The organism is Methylocaldum sp. 14B (genome assembly GCF_002005105.1).
Lineage (GTDB): Bacteria > Pseudomonadota > Gammaproteobacteria > Methylococcales > Methylococcaceae > Methylocaldum.
In genome coordinates, this window is sequence record NZ_MSCV01000025.1 from 22,390 (window position 1) to 38,521 (window position 16,132).

Sequence of the window (16,132 nt, forward strand, 5' to 3'; positions counted from 1 at the left end):
ATGTCAAGAATTATCTCCGGTCGGATGTGGGCCGCGCCGGTTTGTGCGACGCCGGAGCTGTCAAAAACCTTCATGGTCTTGCGACGCCGCAACGAGCGTTGCCGGCGGCGACGCCCCGCGTGGTTCGTCGTCGCTGCGGACAGCAGAACCCAACGGATAGGTACCGATTCGTTCCCGTATATCGTCGCCCTTTACACGGTTGGAAGGCTTGGTCAGCTGCGCCGCGGCGAGTACCAGGATCGGCGCGATGATGAAGCTGCCGGTCAGCGCCTGTAACTTCAATTGTTCTTGATCGGGAACCGCCTCTACCCCATAGGCGAGCCAGTAAGTCACTCCCAGTTGAAAAATCACGATGCCGCTCCAGAAACACGGAGCGAACAATCCCTTCAACGGCACATAGACCAGTCTAACCGGCTCTCCGCGCCTTTGCTCCCGGTCCAGCAACAGCCGATCGATGCGCTGATTCAGCAAAATCGTCACCGTCGCGACGATATACCAGCCGGCGTAATTTTCGAGGGTCACGCCGAAATGAACGCCAGGGTCAGGATAATGATAAATGTCCCCCAAGAACCAATATTTGCCGAGGTTGGCGATCGGGTCGACGATAAGGTCGACGACCAGCATAAGAAATGCACCGAGCAGCAACACCGACACCGAATTTCGGACCTCTACCGAGGTTACGCGCTGCACGTCGTACGCCTTGATCCATAGGGGAGACATAAAGAACTGCGCCAGCGAGAAACTGACATAGCTGAGAAATGAAAACGACAGGCTGTCGAAGAACGGAACGCCAAAAACGACCAAATCGTTGCTCAGCGCCTCGTAATGGTAGACATACTTCCCGAACGGAATTCCATGGTTGATGCTCCCCCATTCGGCCAGCAGAGCCACCAAATAGCTGCTGATCACCCAGATCACCGTTCGCCGAGCGCCTTGCTCCAGCCAGGAAAGCAGCAGGAATGCGATCAGAAAAACCGTGATGTACGGACGATGGATCAAGGACCAGAGGAGTTGCTCGAACATTCGACAGGTGCGAGGTTTACGAAACCTTTCATATTAACCGGCAAGGACTTTGACGGCCAGGTGGCCTGAATGCTCATTCACCAACTCGATATCGATTACGCTCTCCGTGAAACCGCGAGATTCTTCAAGACGCCGAACCGTCACGTATAATGGCGGCCTTTGTTTTTAAGGAGCCACCATGTCGCAATTCGACAACGTCAGCGTCGTCAAGAAAGCCAATGTCTATTTCGACGGCAAATGCATCAGCCATACCGTCCTTTTTCCGGACGGCAGCCGCAAGACTGTCGGCGTGATCTTCCCGTCCGCCCTGGCTTTCAGCACCGCCGCGCCGGAAACCATGGAAATCAATGCCGGCGCTTGCCGAGTGCGCTTAGCGGGCGAGACGGAATGGAAAACTTACGGGGCCGGCGATTCATTTGAAATTCCTGGCAACAGCCGATTCGATATCGAAGTGATTGACATGCTGGATTATGTTTGCCACTTCGCCTGAGACAAACAAAAACTAACGCGATTGGCTCTTATGGTTCATCTTGGTCTTTTGAGTCGCTTTCTTCGATGCTTTCTTAACGTGCGCGTTTTTTGCCTTTGGCTTCTCTAGCGAAAGCGCCTCAGCATTCTCCTTTTGCTTCTGCCACTCGGCGAGACGGTCCAAAGCCAGGGCCATTTCGCCGGGAGCCATTTCCTCGACCAGGCTGTCCTTGGCATCGGCCGCGTTCTGATTACCCTGTTCTGCCGCGAGCGTGTACCAGAAATACGCCTGAGCATTGTCCTTGTCGATGCCGTTGCCGGATGCATAAAGCGAACCCAGCACGGCTTGGGCGCTGGCATCGCCCTGCTCGGCCGCTTTGCTGAACCAACGCGCAGCTTCGCCCATGTCGATCGGAGCTCCCAGACCATAGAAGTAAAGAACGCCGAGCTTGCTTTCGGCCGTTGTATCGCCTTGCCTGGCCGCTTGCTCGTACCAGTGCCGCGCCTCGACATAGTCCAGCGGCACACCTAGCCCTTTCATGTAAAGATTGCCCAAATTGACTTGAGCTTCCGGCATGCCCTGCTCCGCCATAGGCTTGAATTCAGCGAAGGCCGCGGAATAGTCACGCTGTTCGATGGCCGCCATACCTTCCTCGAATCCGGCCCAAGCCGATGCCGGGGAGACCAGCCAGACGCTCGCCGCCAATAACGTCAGAACTGGAAATTTCTTGTAGCCAACTGAGATCACGATTTATTCCGGTTTCTTGAATTCAGCTAAAAAAGCGCGCAAGCCGCTAGCCTGTCCGCACTCAAGCGACCGACAAGACGATCTTGCCCATATGCCGGCTGCTTTCCATCAGTCGATGGGCTTCTGCTGCCTTGGCCAAGGTAAACGTGGCGTGCACCACCGGCTTGACGTGACCCGATTCGAGCAGCGGCCACACTTTCCGCCTCAGCGCATCGGCAATCGTGGCCTTCTCTTCCACGCTCCGCGGCCGCAAGGTTGAGCCGGTCAAGGTCAGACGGTTCAAAAAAATGGGAAGCAGGTTGATTTCCGCCTTGGGTCCGCCCTGAACCGCGATCACGACCAAGCGGCCATCTGCGGCGAGACAACTGAGATTCCGCTGGAGATAAGGGCCGCCGATCATATCGAGAATCAGGTTCACGCCCTTGCCCTCAGTCAGTGCCTTGATGCGGTCGACGAAGTCTTCCTCGCGATAGTTGATCGCGGTAGCCCCGAGCTGCTCGCAGAACCGGCATTTTTCCGCGCTTCCCGCGGTTACGAACACGCTGGCGCCGAATGCACGGGCCAATTGAATGGCCGTGGTGCCGATGCCGCTGCTGCCCCCGTGTACCAGCATGCTTTCTCCCGGTTTCAGCCCGCCCCGCTCGAATACATTGGTCCAGACCGTGAAAAACGTCTCAGGCATGGCGGCGGCATCGATCGGCCCAAATCCTTTCGGCATAGGTAAACAGAGTGCCGCGGCGGCCACGCAATATTCAGCATATCCCCCGCCGCTCACCAGGGCACAAACCGATTCGCCGATGGCGGGCTCACGCACGCTTTCGCCCAAAGCTACCACTTTGCCCGCGACTTCCAAGCCCGGTATATCGGACGCTTCCGGCGGAGGCGGGTAAAGCCCTTTGCGCTGCATGACATCCGGCCGGTTCACCCCGGCCGCAGCTACCTTGATCAGCACTTCGCCAGGCCCCGGCTGCGGCATCGGTCGCCGACACAACTGCAAAACCTCCGGACCGCCCGATTGGGCGATCTCGACGGCCGCCATCGTGCCGGGGAAAATACCAGTCAAATCAAAAAACTCCTATAGACCCGCCAGCCAAAGCCGCAACCGGAGCCCCAATTCGCTGGTGTAGCCGATGGTGGAAAAGCGAATATGACCGTCAGGACCCAAAATAAACACGGCCGGTACACCCCGAATTCCGTAGTCTCTGCCGATAGCGCCATCCTGGTCGAGAACTACCGGAAACTCGAATCCTTCCCGCTTGACGTACTCACGGACCTCGGTTTCGTCCCCGGAAAGCAGCGCCACGCTGACCAGCGGCGTATCTCGTGCCAATGATCGAATGGAGCTCTGCATCGCCTTGCAGATCTGACACCAACTCGCCCAAAAGTAGATTACGGCCGGCCGTCCTTCCGGCTTGGGTACATCCAACGCCGTGCCGTCCAAAGCAGTTGCCCGTATCGGGGGCGGCATCCCGGACACCAAGCTGCGAGTGGCGATCAACTGCACACCGATGTACAGCACAACCGCGGTACTGCCGAATACCACTATTTGCTTCAGCTTGTTTGCCACGGCGCTACTCGAACCGTCTCAAAAGAGCCGCACCGTTCTGGCGCAGCCACTGGCGTTCGCCGGAATAGGCGGGCAGATGCCGGGCGACTAAGGCCCAGAAATCGGCCGAGTGATTCCGATGGCGGATGTGACATAGTTCATGCACAACCACGTATTCCAATACCGACGGCGGCGCAAAAGCCAGAAGCCAGTTCAGGTTGATGTCGTTCCTAGGGCCGCAACTCCCCCATCGGCTACTCATCCGCTTGACCCTAATTTGACGCGGATACAATCCGAAGCGAACAGCATGTCTTTGTATGATGAATCCGGCCTGATCTCGTATCCACAACTTCGTCCAGTTAAAAAGTGCATTCCTGGCGAGATGCGGCTGGTTCTCCGTACCCGCAGGTACGGAGACCAGGAAATGGCCATCATACTGGATATGCGTCCGCCGCCCGGTATGCTCGCGGATCACGAGCGGCACTTCACGACCTTGAAACGGAACGGTCGAACCGTTCTCCAAACGCTGCGCCGGCCCGGATTGAGCAGTCGTCGAACGCATCTCCGAAAGCTTGCGTTCGGCCCAGTCGCGATGCTTGTGCAAGAACGCCAGGGCTCGAGCTTCGCTGATCGTGGGCGGCACGACGAGCTCGATTCCTTCGGGTTTCGCGACCAAACGAAGATGCTTGGCCCGTCGGCTATGGCGAATGCTGTAAGGCAAAGGAAAGCCTGACGACACGGCCTAGCCTTTTCGAATCGCGACGACTTCCAATTCCTTATCCCCCACCGGTCTCTTCCACGTCACTACATCCCCCACTTGAGCCTCCAGTAAAGCCCGTGCCAAAGGCGACATCCAGCTGATCTTCTCATGAGTCGCATCCGCCTCGTCCTCGCCAACGATGGTAAAACGCAGCGTCTGGCCGTCGGAATCGAGAACCTCGACCGTTGAACCGAAGCGTACCTTGTCGTCGGACTGGGCTTCCGGCTGCACCACCACGGCGCTTTGAACACGCTCCTCGTAATAGTGCAAATCGCGCTCCACCTGCTTAAGCTGTTGCCGGGCGCCCAGATCGTCGTTCCCAATCAGGGCCTCTTTTTGCGCACTAAGCTCGCGAACCCGCCGTTGCAGCTGCGCCAATCCCTGCGGAGTAACATAATTGGTATACGAGCTCCGAGGCCGTTCGGGAAGATCGTCACCAAGCTGTTCGCCATCCGGTTCTTTGACAAAAGCGCGACTCATGATAACCACCTCAAAATCTTACCGAGAGAGGCATGGAAAAATCCCGTGCCCGGAAGTGCCGAGGCATTCGGCGTCATTGCCGAAGCCAATGCCAAGGCCAGTTGCAATTTATGTTTACACGTTCCTAAAACGTTTGCTGTCATATTTGTCGGTCAAAATGATACAAACTGCTATAGTTCATCATTAAACGACTGCCTCATTCACCGATCGCGACGAGTCCTAGGTGCAGAAGCAAGAAGTCCACGTCAAAAGCCTGCTGGATCGTATTCTCGCGCTGGAACAGCTAACCGTTTTGTTTCAGCCGATAGTCGTATTGGATAAACAAGCGATTTTTGGATATGAGGGCTTAATTCGAGGACCGTCCGAATCTTTGCTACATAGGCCCAACGTTCTGTTCGCCGCGGCGGCCAAGTATGGGCGCCTGGTGGAACTGGACTTTCTCTGCCGCAAGCTCATCATCCGCCAATTCGCCAAACTCGCTCTGTCGGGACATCTCTTCGTCAACATCAATCCCATTACCTTGACCGACGACGAATTCATTCACGGACGAACACTCATGTACCTACAGAATCACAAATTGGATCCGGATCGCGTCGTTGTCGAAATCACCGAAACGCAACCCATTCAAGACTGGACAGTTTTTCAGCATGCCCTCCAGCACTATCGCGGAATGGGTTTCAAAGTCGCCTTGGACGACCTCGGAGCCGGCCATTCCAGTCTTAAGCTCTGGTCAGAGCTGAATCCGGATTTCGTCAAGATCGATCGGCATTTCATCGAGGGCGTCGACGAAGACCAAACCAAGCGCCAATTCATCAAGTCCATCATAGAAATCGCCAAGTCTCTGGGTTGCCAGACTATAACCGAGGGTATCGAACATAAACACGAATATGCTGCCTTGCGCAACCTGGGCATCGACATGGCCCAGGGATTCTATTTTGCTCCACCGAAAAAGACTCCCGATATCGCGCTTAACCCGCAACTGTTCAGTGACCGACAAAAACGCAACGTTTATTCGGAAAAGCTGACGATCGCACACCTGTTGAAAGAAGTTCCGACCATATCGCCACAATCAACCATGGAAGAAGTCGGCGATCTCTTCCGAATCAGTGAAACGCTCCAATCGGTGGCCATTGTAGACAATGGCGAACCCTTGGGACTGATTTTGCGCAACGACCTGATGAATCTCTTGGCGAGCCGATACGGACGCGACTTGCATGGTCGAAAACCCATACAGGAATTCGCCTTCAGGCCAACGCTCAAGTTCGACCTCCACACATCCCTCGAGGACGTCAGTCGCTGCCTGACCAGCGCGGTCAATCACCAAACGGACGAATTCATTATTACGGAAAACGGACGTTTGATCGGCAAAGGCACTCTTCTGGATCTCCTGAGCACGATCACCGATTTGCAGATCACTAAAGCCCGCTACGCGAACCCGCTGACACTATTGCCCGGTAGTGTTTTGATTCAACAGAAACTGGATGAGTTCCTGCGTAATCGAGAGGATTTCGTCGTCGCATATTGCGATATCGATTACTTCAAAGCTTACAATGACGTTTATGGCTATTTACGCGGCGACGATCTCATCCAGCTTGTGGGCCGACTCATGACAGAAACGGCCGATACCGATTTGGACTTTGTAGGGCATATCGGCGGCGACGATTTTATCGTCCTGTTCCGGAGCGCCGACTGGAAAGAACGCTGTCGACACCTGTTACAAACCTTCGAGACGCTCGTACCGGAACATTACACCGCCAAAGACCGACAAATCGGCGGCATCGAAGCGTGCGACAGGTATGGAGAGAAACGATATTTTCCTTTCGTATCTCTTTCGATCGGCATTTTGCCGGTGGCCGCGAGTCAGAATGGCTTGACCAAGGAAGTTATCGCCGAACTGGCATCGATAGCCAAAAAGAAGGCTAAGGAATCTTGCGGCAACGCGATGTACATCGAAAATCTCGAGAGCGAAGAACGAATCAATCTGACTTCGACCCTGGAAGAAATCGCCATTCAAACCAAGTTGTTCATGCACTGACTGACTGATTGATCGGATGCCGCTTTCGGCTTCGATTCCAAGTTCAGCATTTCCGCTGCCAGCTGCGCGAGTTTGAGCGCGCCATTCTTGTCTCCCAAGTCGTCCCTGATTTGCCTGAGCGCCTGCCGCATCGCTTCTGCATAATCGTGATCCCGAAGAATTCGGGTGATCTCGCCGGCGATATTGTCCGGCGCCGCATCGTGCTGAATAAACTCGCGGACCACATGACGACCCGCCAAAATGTTCGGCAATCCGATATAAGGGATGCGGACCAGCAGGCGCCCCAACCAATAACTGAGCGGAGTCAGCCGATAGACGATTGCCATCGGTATACCCAGCAATGCCACTTCAAGCGTCGCGGTGCCGGAAACGGTGATCACGGCATCGCAGCATTGCAGGGCATCGTAATCCTGCCCTTCGATCACGCGGACGGGTAGATCGCTAAGCGCAAGATGGCTGTGCAGCAACTCGTCCGATATCGAAGGGGCGCGAAAAAGAACGAATTGCGCTCCCGGAAACTCGTGCGCCAACCGTCCCGCAGCGCCTAGAATCACGGGCAGAAGCCGGTTAATCTCGTTGACCCGGCTACCCGGCAACAGTCCGATAACCGGGCGTTTGCCCGCAAATCCGAATTTAGCCATAGCTTCGGATCGCTCCATGGAGGGCTTTACCTTTCCCGCCAAAGGATGGCCCACGTAGGTCACCGGTATTTTATAGGCCTCGTAGAACGGCACTTCGAACGGGAATATCACCGCCATGTGGTCCACGATCCGACCGTAGCTCTTCACCCGCCCAGGGCGCCAAGCCCAAACCTGCGGACTCACATAGAACAGGACTTTGACGCCGCATTCCTTTGCCTTCCGCGCCAAACGAAAGTTGAACTCCTTGTAGTCGACACAGATCAGCAAATCCGGTTTCTCTTCGCAAGCTATCTGCTGCATCGAACGGAGCGCTCGCCGAATTTCACCGTAATGCTTGGCCACTTCGGCGAGCCCGATGACGGCGAGATGGGTGGAGTCGCAACGGAGTTCAATCCCCGCCTCGCGCATTCTGACGCCGCCCATGCCGATGCCGCGGAGGTTCGGGATGAGTTTTTTGAGCTCCCGAAATAGATGGGCGGCGTGGAGGTCACCGGACGCTTCTCCGGCGCTCAACATGACGAGAGGCGAGCGCTCAGTCATTCAAAGCCGCACGGATGACCGACTCGATGCGGCGGACATCGGCTTCCGGAAGTTCGGGGTAAATGGGCAAGGACAGGCAACGCGCCGCGACCGCTTCCGTGACCGGCAGAGTTAGCCCGGCACACTCTTCGGCAAATACCTTCTGCCGATGCAACGGCACCGGATAATAAACCGCGCAGGCGATGCCGGACTTCTGGAGTGCCTGCATGACGGCGTCGCGCCGGTCGGTCAGCAGTGTGTACTGATGGTAAACGTGTACGCCTATGCCGTCCTCATAAGGCGTGGTTACCGACAGATCCGCCATCAGGTCCGAATACAGATGGGCAACACGACGGCGATTGTGGTTGAAATCGTCGATACGTCGCAGCTTGATGCGCAGGATTGCCGCCTGCAATTCGTCGAGCCGGCTGTTGTAACCGATCACGTCGTGGTAGTACCGCACCTCGGACCCGTGGTTACGCAACACCTTGACCTTGTCGGCGATATCATCCTCATTCGTGGTGACCAAACCGCCATCGCCATAGCAGCCGAGATTCTTGCTCGGAAAAAAGCTGAATCCGGCGCTCACGCCGAAGCTGCCGGTCTGCTGCCCGCCGATGGATGCACCGAACGACTGGGCGCAGTCTTCCACCATCCTGAGCCCGTGCTTTTCGCAGATCGCGGAAATCCGCTGCATGTCCGCCGGCTGGCCAAACAAGTGTACCGGCATGACGGCCGCAGTCTTTTCGGTGATCGCCGCCTCGATGGCATCAGGATCGATATTGAAGGTCTTGGGATCGATGTCCACGAAAACAGGCTTGGCGCCAACGTAGCGAATGGCTTCCGCCGTCGCGATAAAGGTAAACGGTGTCGTAATGACCTCGTCCCCTTCGCCGATACCGGCTGCCAAAAGGGCCAAATGCAGGGCGTCGGTTCCCGAAGCGACACCGATCGCGTGCTTGATCCCCAGATAAGCCGCCGTTTCCTCTTCAAAGGCCTTGACGTTCGGCCCCAGAACAAAGGCGCAGCTATCCAAGACCTGCCTCAAGCTTTGATCGATTTCGTCCTTGATTTGCAGATATTGGGCTTTTAGGTCGACCATGGGGATCATGAGATCTATCTCTCCTGTAGGCGTTGTCATGACAAGCGTTGCGTAGCGACATTAAGCCCCCGCGACCGCAGCGCCAGGGGCAGGAAAACCATTCAGGCGTGAATGGTCAGGCGTTGAGTAGCCGGGTGATTTCGGTAGCCGTTGCCAGAGCGCGCCGTCCGGCATGCCCGGACACTAAAGGCTCGCGTCCGTTCCGGATGCAAGCGACGAAATGCTTGATCTCCTCCATCAGAGCATCTCCGTTGTCGAACACGGACTCTTCACTGACGATTTCCGGTATGCCGGGAAACATCTCGCCCTCACCTTTACGATGGCGCGTCAGCGCGCGATTTTGGAAATCAACGGAAATATAAGCATTGGGCATGAACATACGCATCTTGCGTTCGACTTTCTGGCTGACGCGGCTGGCCGTGACGTTGGCCACGCTGCCATTCTTGAACGCAATGCGCGCGTTGGCGATATCGACGTCACCGGTCAATACCGGCACGCCTTTGGCGTCGATGCGGTCGACTTCACAATCGACCAAATCCAGGATGATATCGATATCGTGGATCATAAGATCAAGCACTACGCTGACGTCGTTGGCGCGTGGTTTGAACGGCGCCAAACGGTGCGATTCGATAAAAATCGGCTTGTCCTCGGTCAGATCGAGAGCCAATAGAGCGGCGTTGAAGCGTTCCAGATGCCCCACCATGAGCACGCGGCACTTTTCTTCGGCGATGCGGATAAGCTCATCGGCCTCCTCTACCGTCACCGTGATCGGCTTTTCCACCAGCACATGCGCTCCCACCGCCAAGAAATCCTTGGCCACTTGGTGATGCAAGCTGGTCGGTACCACGATGCTCACGGCATCGACTCGGCCGAGCAGTTCCCGGTAGTCAGTCAGCGCCTGGCTACCGGTCTTATCCGCTACGGCTTGGGCTGTCCGCAGATCCGTATCGACTACGGCGACCAATTCGCAATCAGGAAGTGCAGCATATTTTTCCGCGTGGAACTTCCCCAAGTAACCGACTCCGATCACGGCACATTTCAGTGAACTCATGGCGCTTTTTAAACTGAGAAAGAAAGTGGATGCGTCGATGTATCGACCGATTCAATCTTCACCACGGGCATGTATATCGATAAACCCCAAAGTCCCGTGGCGCTTCGATTCTTCCGCCAGCCAACGTCGAAGATAGGCCAGTTCCGGCGTATCCGGCAAGTCGTCCAGGCTCTTTTTGTTCCGCAAACGCCGGTAGGCGGTCGATACGGCTTTCAGACGTTCTCCGTCGATCCCCGCGCGCCGCATACCTACCAGGTTCAGCCGATAATGCTTACCCGGTCTTCCACCTACCATCGTAAAGGGAATAACGTCTTTATTGATACCCGCAAGTCCCTGCAAGATCGCGAAGCTACCGATGCGGCAGAACTGGTGAACCATGACCCCGCCCCCGAAAAAAACCCGATCCCCTACCTGAACATGGCCGCCGAGTGTGGCACCGCTGGCGAAAATATTGTTGTCGCCCAACCGGCAGTCGTGTGCCACGTGACTATTGTTCATCAGATAGTTATTCGCGCCGATCCGCGTAGCGTCGCCCTTTCGGGTGGCTCTACTCACGGTCACGCCTTCGCGAAAAACATTGGCGTCGCCAATCTCCACATAGGTTTCCGTTAGAGGATCGAACCCCAGATCCTGGGGCAATCCGCCGATGACCGCCTGTGGACAGACGTGGTTGTTCCTTCCCATGCGAACGTACGAATGAATGACGGCATGGGCCTCGATGCGACAACCTTCCCCGATTTCGGTGCGGCTCTCAATCACGGCGTAAGGACCCACCGAAACGCCTATCCCTAGTTTGGCATCCGGAGCGATGCAGGCGGTAGGATGTATATTCGCAATCATAAATCCTCGGCTAAGCTCAGAACGGTTTCAACCGCGCGGGTGACAGCGGGCGTGAAGGTCTTTTAAGCGCTCCTGGGCGACGTGGGTATAAATTTGTGTGCTCGACAAATCACTGTGCCCTAATAAGAGTTGAACCACCCGAAGATCAGCGCCATGATTCAGCAAATGTGTAGCGAAAGCGTGTCTCAAAGTATGGGGCGAAAGCGGCTTATGAATGCCGGCCAGCAAAGCATAGCGCTTAATGAGGTGCCAAAAGGCCTGGCGCGTCATTGCGGCTCCGCGATCCGTGACGAACACATCGTCGCTGCGTCTCCCCCTCAGGATCATCGGCCGTGCCGACTTCAGGTAACGGTTCACCCAATCTTCCGCCTCTTCGCCGATGGGTACCAAGCGATCCTTGCGTCCCTTACCCACTACGCGAACGACACCTTGGCGGAGATTCAATTGCCCGAGCGTAAGCCCGACCAATTCGCTTACACGAAGTCCGGTGGCATAAAGGACTTCCAGCATAACCCGATCCCGGCAGCCTAAAGGCTCATCGGTGTTCGGAGCCTCCAGCAAGGCTTCCACATCCTTCTCCGTGAGCGTTTTCGGTAGCGGGCGCCCGATGCGAGGCGCCTCTATGGACACGGTCGGATCTCTATCTACGCAGCCTTCGCGAGTGGCGAATAAGTAAAACTTCCGCAGGCTCGAAAGGAGTCGGGCGCTGGTCCGCTCACTCGCCTTCTGACGATATTTCAGCGCCAAGTAGCCTTCTATCTCGCCCGCCTCTACCTGGCAAAGCGATTTTTTGTGCGTATTGCTCAACCAAACGGCAAACAGGCTGACGTCACTTCCGTACGCTTTTTGAGTGTTCTCGCTTAATCCTTCTTCGACCCAGAGGGCGTTCATGAAACGCCGGATCAGATCACCATCCGAATCGGCAATGCGAGGTTCAATCGAGCCAACAGCCTTCATGCCTTATGAACGATGGCGTTTTCACAAAACGCGCCTGATTTATCTCGGTCCCCATACGACAAACGGGCAGCGCTCGCTGCCCGTCTTCGATTCCCGCATCAATCGCCGCGGCGATTTCTCGTTCCGATCAAATTTTTTCTTTGATACGGGCGGCCTTGCCAGTGCGGCTGCGGAGATAATAAAGTTTCGCGCGACGAACGTCGCCGCGGCGCTTAACCTGAATATCCTGGACCTGAGGACTATAGGTTTGGAAAACCCTTTCCACGCCCTCGCCATGAGAAATTTTGCGCACCGTGAAAGCGGAATTGTATCCCCTGTTCCGCTTGGCGATGACCACGCCTTCATAGGCCTGCAGGCGCTCGCGATTTCCCTCTTTCACCTTCACCTGTACGACCACGGTGTCGCCTGGACCAAAGTCCGGGACCGTTTTCTGGCTCATCCATTCGCGCTCAAGTTGCTGAATAATGTGACTGGACATTGCGATTCCCCTTAATTCGTTCCGGCTTTCAATTCGTGTTTAAACTCTTCCAGCAAATTCCGCTGCTCCGCATCGAGCTCAAGCTTAGCTAATAAATCTGGTCTTCTTAACCAAGTTCGGCCCAGGGACTGTTTCAAGCGCCAGCGTCTGATCGCAGCATGGTCTCCACTCTGCAAAATCTCAGGAACTCGCCGGCCATCGAGCATTTCAGGCCGAGTGTAATGGGGGCAATCCAACAACCCCGCCATGTGCGAGTCCTGAACAGCCGAATCTGCATGCCCTAAAACACCAGGCAGCAATCTAACCACCGCATCGAACATCACCAGCACCGCCAACTCGCCACCGCTCAAGACATAGTCACCTATCGACCACTCTTCGTCGATTTCGGCTTCGATCAGGCGCTCGTCGACTCCCTCGTAGCGTCCGGCAACCAGAACAAGTCTCGGCTGCCGAGAAAGACGAACGACAACATCTTGAGTCAACAAACCGCCTTGCGGGCTCAAATAAATCGTCTTTGCGGCTAGATTCGAGTCAGCTCGTGCCGCACGAATTGCACTGTGCAAGGGCTCGACTTTCATAACCATGCCCGGCCCACCGCCATAGGGACGATCATCTACCGTTCTATGCCGATCCGAGGTCCAGTCCCGCGGATTCCAGAGCTTGAGATCGACAATCCCTCTTTCGACTGCCCGCCCGGTTACACCGCACCTGGCGGCACTTTCGACCATTTCGGGGAACAGGGTAACGACATCGAAACGCATTGAGCTACGGCTCTAAAAATCCGGATCCCAATCTACGATTAGAACACCCTCATTCAAGTCGACACTCTTAACGAATTCGCCGACCACAAAAGGGATCAAGCGCTCTCGCTCGCCGTGAACCGTCATAACATCGTTCGCACCGGTTTCCATCATGCCGGTCACGGCACCCAGACTAATGCCGGATGTCGTACGGACCTCAAGCCCGATCAAATCCGCCCAATAATATTCGCCTGGCTTCGTTGGCTGAAACTGTTCTCTGTTAACGAAGATATTCAGCGTAGATAACTGCAACGCTTGGTCACGGTTATCCACACCCTCCAGATGCGCTACGACCGTGTTCCCATGCCGGCGCCCGCCGACGACCTTAAATTCCTTTTGAGCTTTCTCATCGCCGATCAGCCACGGCGAATAACTCAAGATATTGTCTGGCGGATCGGTATGTGAGCGAACTCTTACCCACCCTCGGACGCCAAACGCACCCAACACTTCACCGGCGACAATCTGCCGCGCCACTGTAAACTTGTGTCGCGGGAATAAATTTAAGCCGCAGCCGAGTCTGCGCCTTTCCGAAATTCCTTAATCAAGGAGTGAACCCGTTCGGTCGTCTTGGCGCCTTGACTCAGCCAGTACTGAACACGCGCATCATTTAAACGCAGTCTTTCGTCTTTCCCGGAAGCGATCGGGTTAAAAAACCCAACTCGCTCAATGTAACGACCATCTCGTTTACATCTGCTGTCGGCAACAACGACATGATAGAAAGGGCGCTTTTTTGCGCCACCACGGGCAAGACGAATCGTGACCATTAAATTTCCTCTTAAGGATGCAAGAACAACCCGAAAAAACCAGATATTTTACCGAAAAACCTGTTTATGTGAAGACTTGGCCGCCAAAATCATGCCAAACCAAGACTCAGCGCCAAAATTGAAACAGATTTGCGTCATACGGGCTAGATTGAAAACAGACTCGCAGCTCCCGAACCCACCCGAACCGGGTAATCGCCACTCGAGATCTTCTGCGCTTTAATGGAATGGCGGAGAGAGAGGGATTCGAACCCTCGATAGAGCTTTTGACCCTATACTCCCTTAGCAGGGGAGCGCCTTCAGCCTCTCGGCCATCTCTCCGAAACTGACGAGATTATAATCGACTTATTCCGTATGCTCAGCTGTTTTTTCTGGTGTTTGAGCCTGCTGCTCTCTTTTTATGCGCTCATAGATCTCTTCCCGATGCACAGAAACTTCCTTGGGCGCGTTCACACCAATGCGAACCTGATTACCTTTTACCCCTAATACGGTAACCGTTACATCATCCCCGATCATCAGAGTCTCACCGACTCTACGAGTCAATATCAACATAAATCCTTCCTTTCCGGTCGCTCGTGACCTACCTTAAAATGGTGCCGCTTGCCGCAACACCAAGCCAACCAACACAAACGGTTAAGCGCTATATTATATCAGTTTTTCTTATGTTTATAATGAAAATTTGACCTCACGCCGCTTCCACCGACTGATCGAGATTAAAGGCTTCGTGCAAACTCCGAACTGCGAGTTCCAGATATTTTTCATTCAAAACTACAGAAATCTTGATTTCGGAGGTCGATATCATCTGGATATTGATCCCCTCTTTTGCAAGGGCCTCGAACATCTTGCTGGCAATCCCGGCGTGCGAGCGCATCCCGACACCAACCAAGGATACTTTGACAATCTTGTCATCACCAGCAACTTCGCGCGCGCCGAGTTCGGCGCAAGTGCTATGCAGAATGTCCAAAGCTTTTCCATAGTCATTGCGATGCACTGTAAACGTGAAATCGGTTGTGCCGTCCTCTCCGATATTTTGGACAATCATATCGACTTCAATATTCGCATTTGCGATGGGACCAAGGATTTTATAGGCGATGCCTGGACGATCGGGCACACCCATAATGGTCAGCTTAGCTTCGTCTCGATTGAACGCTATGCCGGAAATTAGCGGCTTTTCCACGTTTTCTTCCTCGTAACTGATCAACGTGCCAGGGCCTTCCTTAAAACTCGAAAGCACCCGTAGAGGGACATTGTATTTACCGGCGAACTCGACTGATCGAATCTGCAATACTTTCGATCCCAAACTCGCCATTTCTAACATTTCTTCGAATGTAATTCGGTCCAGCCGCCTGGCGCGCGGCTCAACGCGCGGATCGGTGGTGTAAACACCATCCACGTCGGTATAGATCAAGCACTCACTCGCTTTGAGCGCCGCAGCCAGGGCTACCGCCGTGGTATCCGACCCGCCGCGCCCCAATGTGGTGATATCACCATCCTCGGTGATGCCTTGAAAACCGGCTACCACCACCACCCTGCCCCGACCGAGATCACTCAAGATGCGATCGGTGTCGATATTCAAAATACGCGCCTTCGTATGGGCGCGGTCGGTGACGATTCTGACTTGCCCGCCAGTGTATGAGCATGCCGGGATGCCCTTTTCGTGCAGAGCCATGCACAGAAGAGCTATGGTGATCTGCTCACCCGTAGCGAGCAGTACATCCATTTCCCGCGGCTCGGGACGCGCCTGAATATCCTGAGCCAAGGTCACCAGACGATTGGTTTCTCCACTCATTGCAGATACGACAACAACGATGTCCTCGCCTCTCCCTCGCGCTTTGACAATGTTGTCGGCGACATGTCGTATTCGCTCGGTACTACCCACCGACGTACCGCCGTATTTATGTACGTATAAGGCCATGTTCTTCT

At 55.0% G+C, this 16,132-nt stretch carries 19 protein-coding genes and 1 tRNA gene; 2 read left to right on the forward strand and 18 right to left on the reverse strand.

The features are described 5' to 3' along the window. Positions 1-60 precede the first annotated feature (60 nt). Entirely contained in the window at positions 61-1,023 is a 963-nt protein-coding gene (locus B2A78_RS17115) for a carotenoid biosynthesis protein (RefSeq protein WP_077731234.1), read from the reverse strand. Positions 1,024-1,201: 178 nt separating this feature from the next. On the opposite strand from B2A78_RS17115, the gene B2A78_RS17120 reads away from it, so the two are divergent. After that, entirely contained in the window at positions 1,202-1,513 is a 312-nt protein-coding gene (locus B2A78_RS17120; protein WP_077731235.1) for a pyrimidine/purine nucleoside phosphorylase, read from the forward strand. Between the two features lie 12 nt (positions 1,514-1,525). On the opposite strand, the gene B2A78_RS17125 is transcribed toward B2A78_RS17120, so the two are convergent. From B2A78_RS17125 to B2A78_RS17145, 5 genes are all read right to left on the reverse strand, one after another. Continuing rightward, positions 1,526-2,239 carry a tetratricopeptide repeat protein gene (locus B2A78_RS17125; RefSeq protein WP_077731236.1) on the reverse strand — a complete coding sequence of 238 codons (714 nt, stop codon included), beginning with the start codon at positions 2,237-2,239 and terminating at the stop codon, positions 1,526-1,528. A 61-nt stretch (positions 2,240-2,300) separates the two neighbouring features. Further along, positions 2,301-3,278, reverse strand: a complete 978-nt coding sequence (locus tag B2A78_RS17130) for an NAD(P)H-quinone oxidoreductase (protein WP_077731237.1) — start codon at positions 3,276-3,278, stop codon at positions 2,301-2,303. Positions 3,279-3,314: 36 nt separating this feature from the next. After that, a complete protein-coding gene (locus B2A78_RS17135) occupies positions 3,315-3,806 on the reverse strand; it encodes a protein disulfide oxidoreductase (protein WP_077731238.1) in 492 nt (163 codons plus the stop codon). A gap of 4 nt (positions 3,807-3,810) precedes the next feature. Continuing rightward, positions 3,811-4,524 (reverse strand): SprT family zinc-dependent metalloprotease, encoded by a 714-nt coding sequence (locus tag B2A78_RS17140; protein WP_077731239.1) that lies wholly within the window; start codon positions 4,522-4,524, stop codon positions 3,811-3,813. A gap of 3 nt (positions 4,525-4,527) precedes the next feature. After that, complete coding sequence (locus tag B2A78_RS17145; RefSeq protein ID WP_077731240.1) at positions 4,528-5,025, reverse strand: GreA/GreB family elongation factor; 498 nt, start codon at positions 5,023-5,025, stop codon at positions 4,528-4,530. Between the two features lie 223 nt (positions 5,026-5,248). Here B2A78_RS17145 and B2A78_RS17150 point away from each other — a divergent pair, with 223 nt between their 5' ends. Next, positions 5,249-7,060 carry a bifunctional diguanylate cyclase/phosphodiesterase gene (locus B2A78_RS17150; protein ID WP_077731241.1) on the forward strand — a complete coding sequence of 604 codons (1,812 nt, stop codon included), beginning with the start codon at positions 5,249-5,251 and terminating at the stop codon, positions 7,058-7,060. Here the strand turns inward: B2A78_RS17150 and lpxB are convergent. The 12 genes from lpxB to B2A78_RS17210 form a co-directional block, all read right to left on the reverse strand. After that, positions 7,036-8,241: a lipid-A-disaccharide synthase gene (gene lpxB / locus B2A78_RS17155; RefSeq protein ID WP_077731242.1), complete on the reverse strand. Its 1,206-nt coding sequence runs from the start codon at positions 8,239-8,241 to the stop codon at positions 7,036-7,038. The genes B2A78_RS17150 and lpxB overlap by 25 nt on opposite strands. After that, entirely contained in the window at positions 8,234-9,331 is a 1,098-nt protein-coding gene (locus B2A78_RS17160; RefSeq protein ID WP_077731243.1) for a DegT/DnrJ/EryC1/StrS family aminotransferase, read from the reverse strand. Before B2A78_RS17160 ends, lpxB begins: the two co-directional genes overlap by 8 nt. 106 nt (positions 9,332-9,437) lie before the next feature. Then, the gene (locus tag B2A78_RS17165; RefSeq protein ID WP_077731244.1) at positions 9,438-10,373 is read right to left on the reverse strand and encodes a Gfo/Idh/MocA family oxidoreductase; all 936 of its coding nucleotides are present in this window, start codon (positions 10,371-10,373) and stop codon (positions 9,438-9,440) included. Between the two features lie 51 nt (positions 10,374-10,424). Next, positions 10,425-11,213 carry an acyl-ACP--UDP-N-acetylglucosamine O-acyltransferase gene (gene lpxA, locus B2A78_RS17170; protein ID WP_205780816.1) on the reverse strand — a complete coding sequence of 263 codons (789 nt, stop codon included), beginning with the start codon at positions 11,211-11,213 and terminating at the stop codon, positions 10,425-10,427. Positions 11,214-11,240: 27 nt separating this feature from the next. Then, complete coding sequence (gene xerD, locus B2A78_RS17175; protein WP_077731245.1) at positions 11,241-12,170, reverse strand: site-specific tyrosine recombinase XerD; 930 nt, start codon at positions 12,168-12,170, stop codon at positions 11,241-11,243. A gap of 127 nt (positions 12,171-12,297) precedes the next feature. Continuing rightward, the gene (gene rplS / locus B2A78_RS17180; protein ID WP_077731246.1) at positions 12,298-12,648 is read right to left on the reverse strand and encodes a 50S ribosomal protein L19; all 351 of its coding nucleotides are present in this window, start codon (positions 12,646-12,648) and stop codon (positions 12,298-12,300) included. A gap of 11 nt (positions 12,649-12,659) precedes the next feature. After that, positions 12,660-13,409 carry a tRNA (guanosine(37)-N1)-methyltransferase TrmD gene (gene trmD / locus B2A78_RS17185; RefSeq protein ID WP_077731247.1) on the reverse strand — a complete coding sequence of 250 codons (750 nt, stop codon included), beginning with the start codon at positions 13,407-13,409 and terminating at the stop codon, positions 12,660-12,662. A gap of 12 nt (positions 13,410-13,421) precedes the next feature. Continuing rightward, complete coding sequence (gene rimM / locus B2A78_RS17190) at positions 13,422-13,922, reverse strand: ribosome maturation factor RimM (RefSeq protein ID WP_077731248.1); 501 nt, start codon at positions 13,920-13,922, stop codon at positions 13,422-13,424. 26 nt (positions 13,923-13,948) lie between these two features. Further along, positions 13,949-14,212 (reverse strand): 30S ribosomal protein S16, encoded by a 264-nt coding sequence (gene rpsP, locus B2A78_RS17195; protein WP_077731249.1) that lies wholly within the window; start codon positions 14,210-14,212, stop codon positions 13,949-13,951. A gap of 225 nt (positions 14,213-14,437) precedes the next feature. Next, positions 14,438-14,530: transfer RNA gene (locus B2A78_RS17200), tRNA-Ser, on the reverse strand. A gap of 24 nt (positions 14,531-14,554) precedes the next feature. Then, positions 14,555-14,761: a carbon storage regulator CsrA gene (gene csrA, locus B2A78_RS17205; RefSeq protein WP_077731250.1), complete on the reverse strand. Its 207-nt coding sequence runs from the start codon at positions 14,759-14,761 to the stop codon at positions 14,555-14,557. 133 nt (positions 14,762-14,894) lie between these two features. Further along, the gene (locus B2A78_RS17210) at positions 14,895-16,124 is read right to left on the reverse strand and encodes an aspartate kinase (RefSeq protein WP_077731251.1); all 1,230 of its coding nucleotides are present in this window, start codon (positions 16,122-16,124) and stop codon (positions 14,895-14,897) included. Positions 16,125-16,132 lie beyond the last annotated feature (8 nt).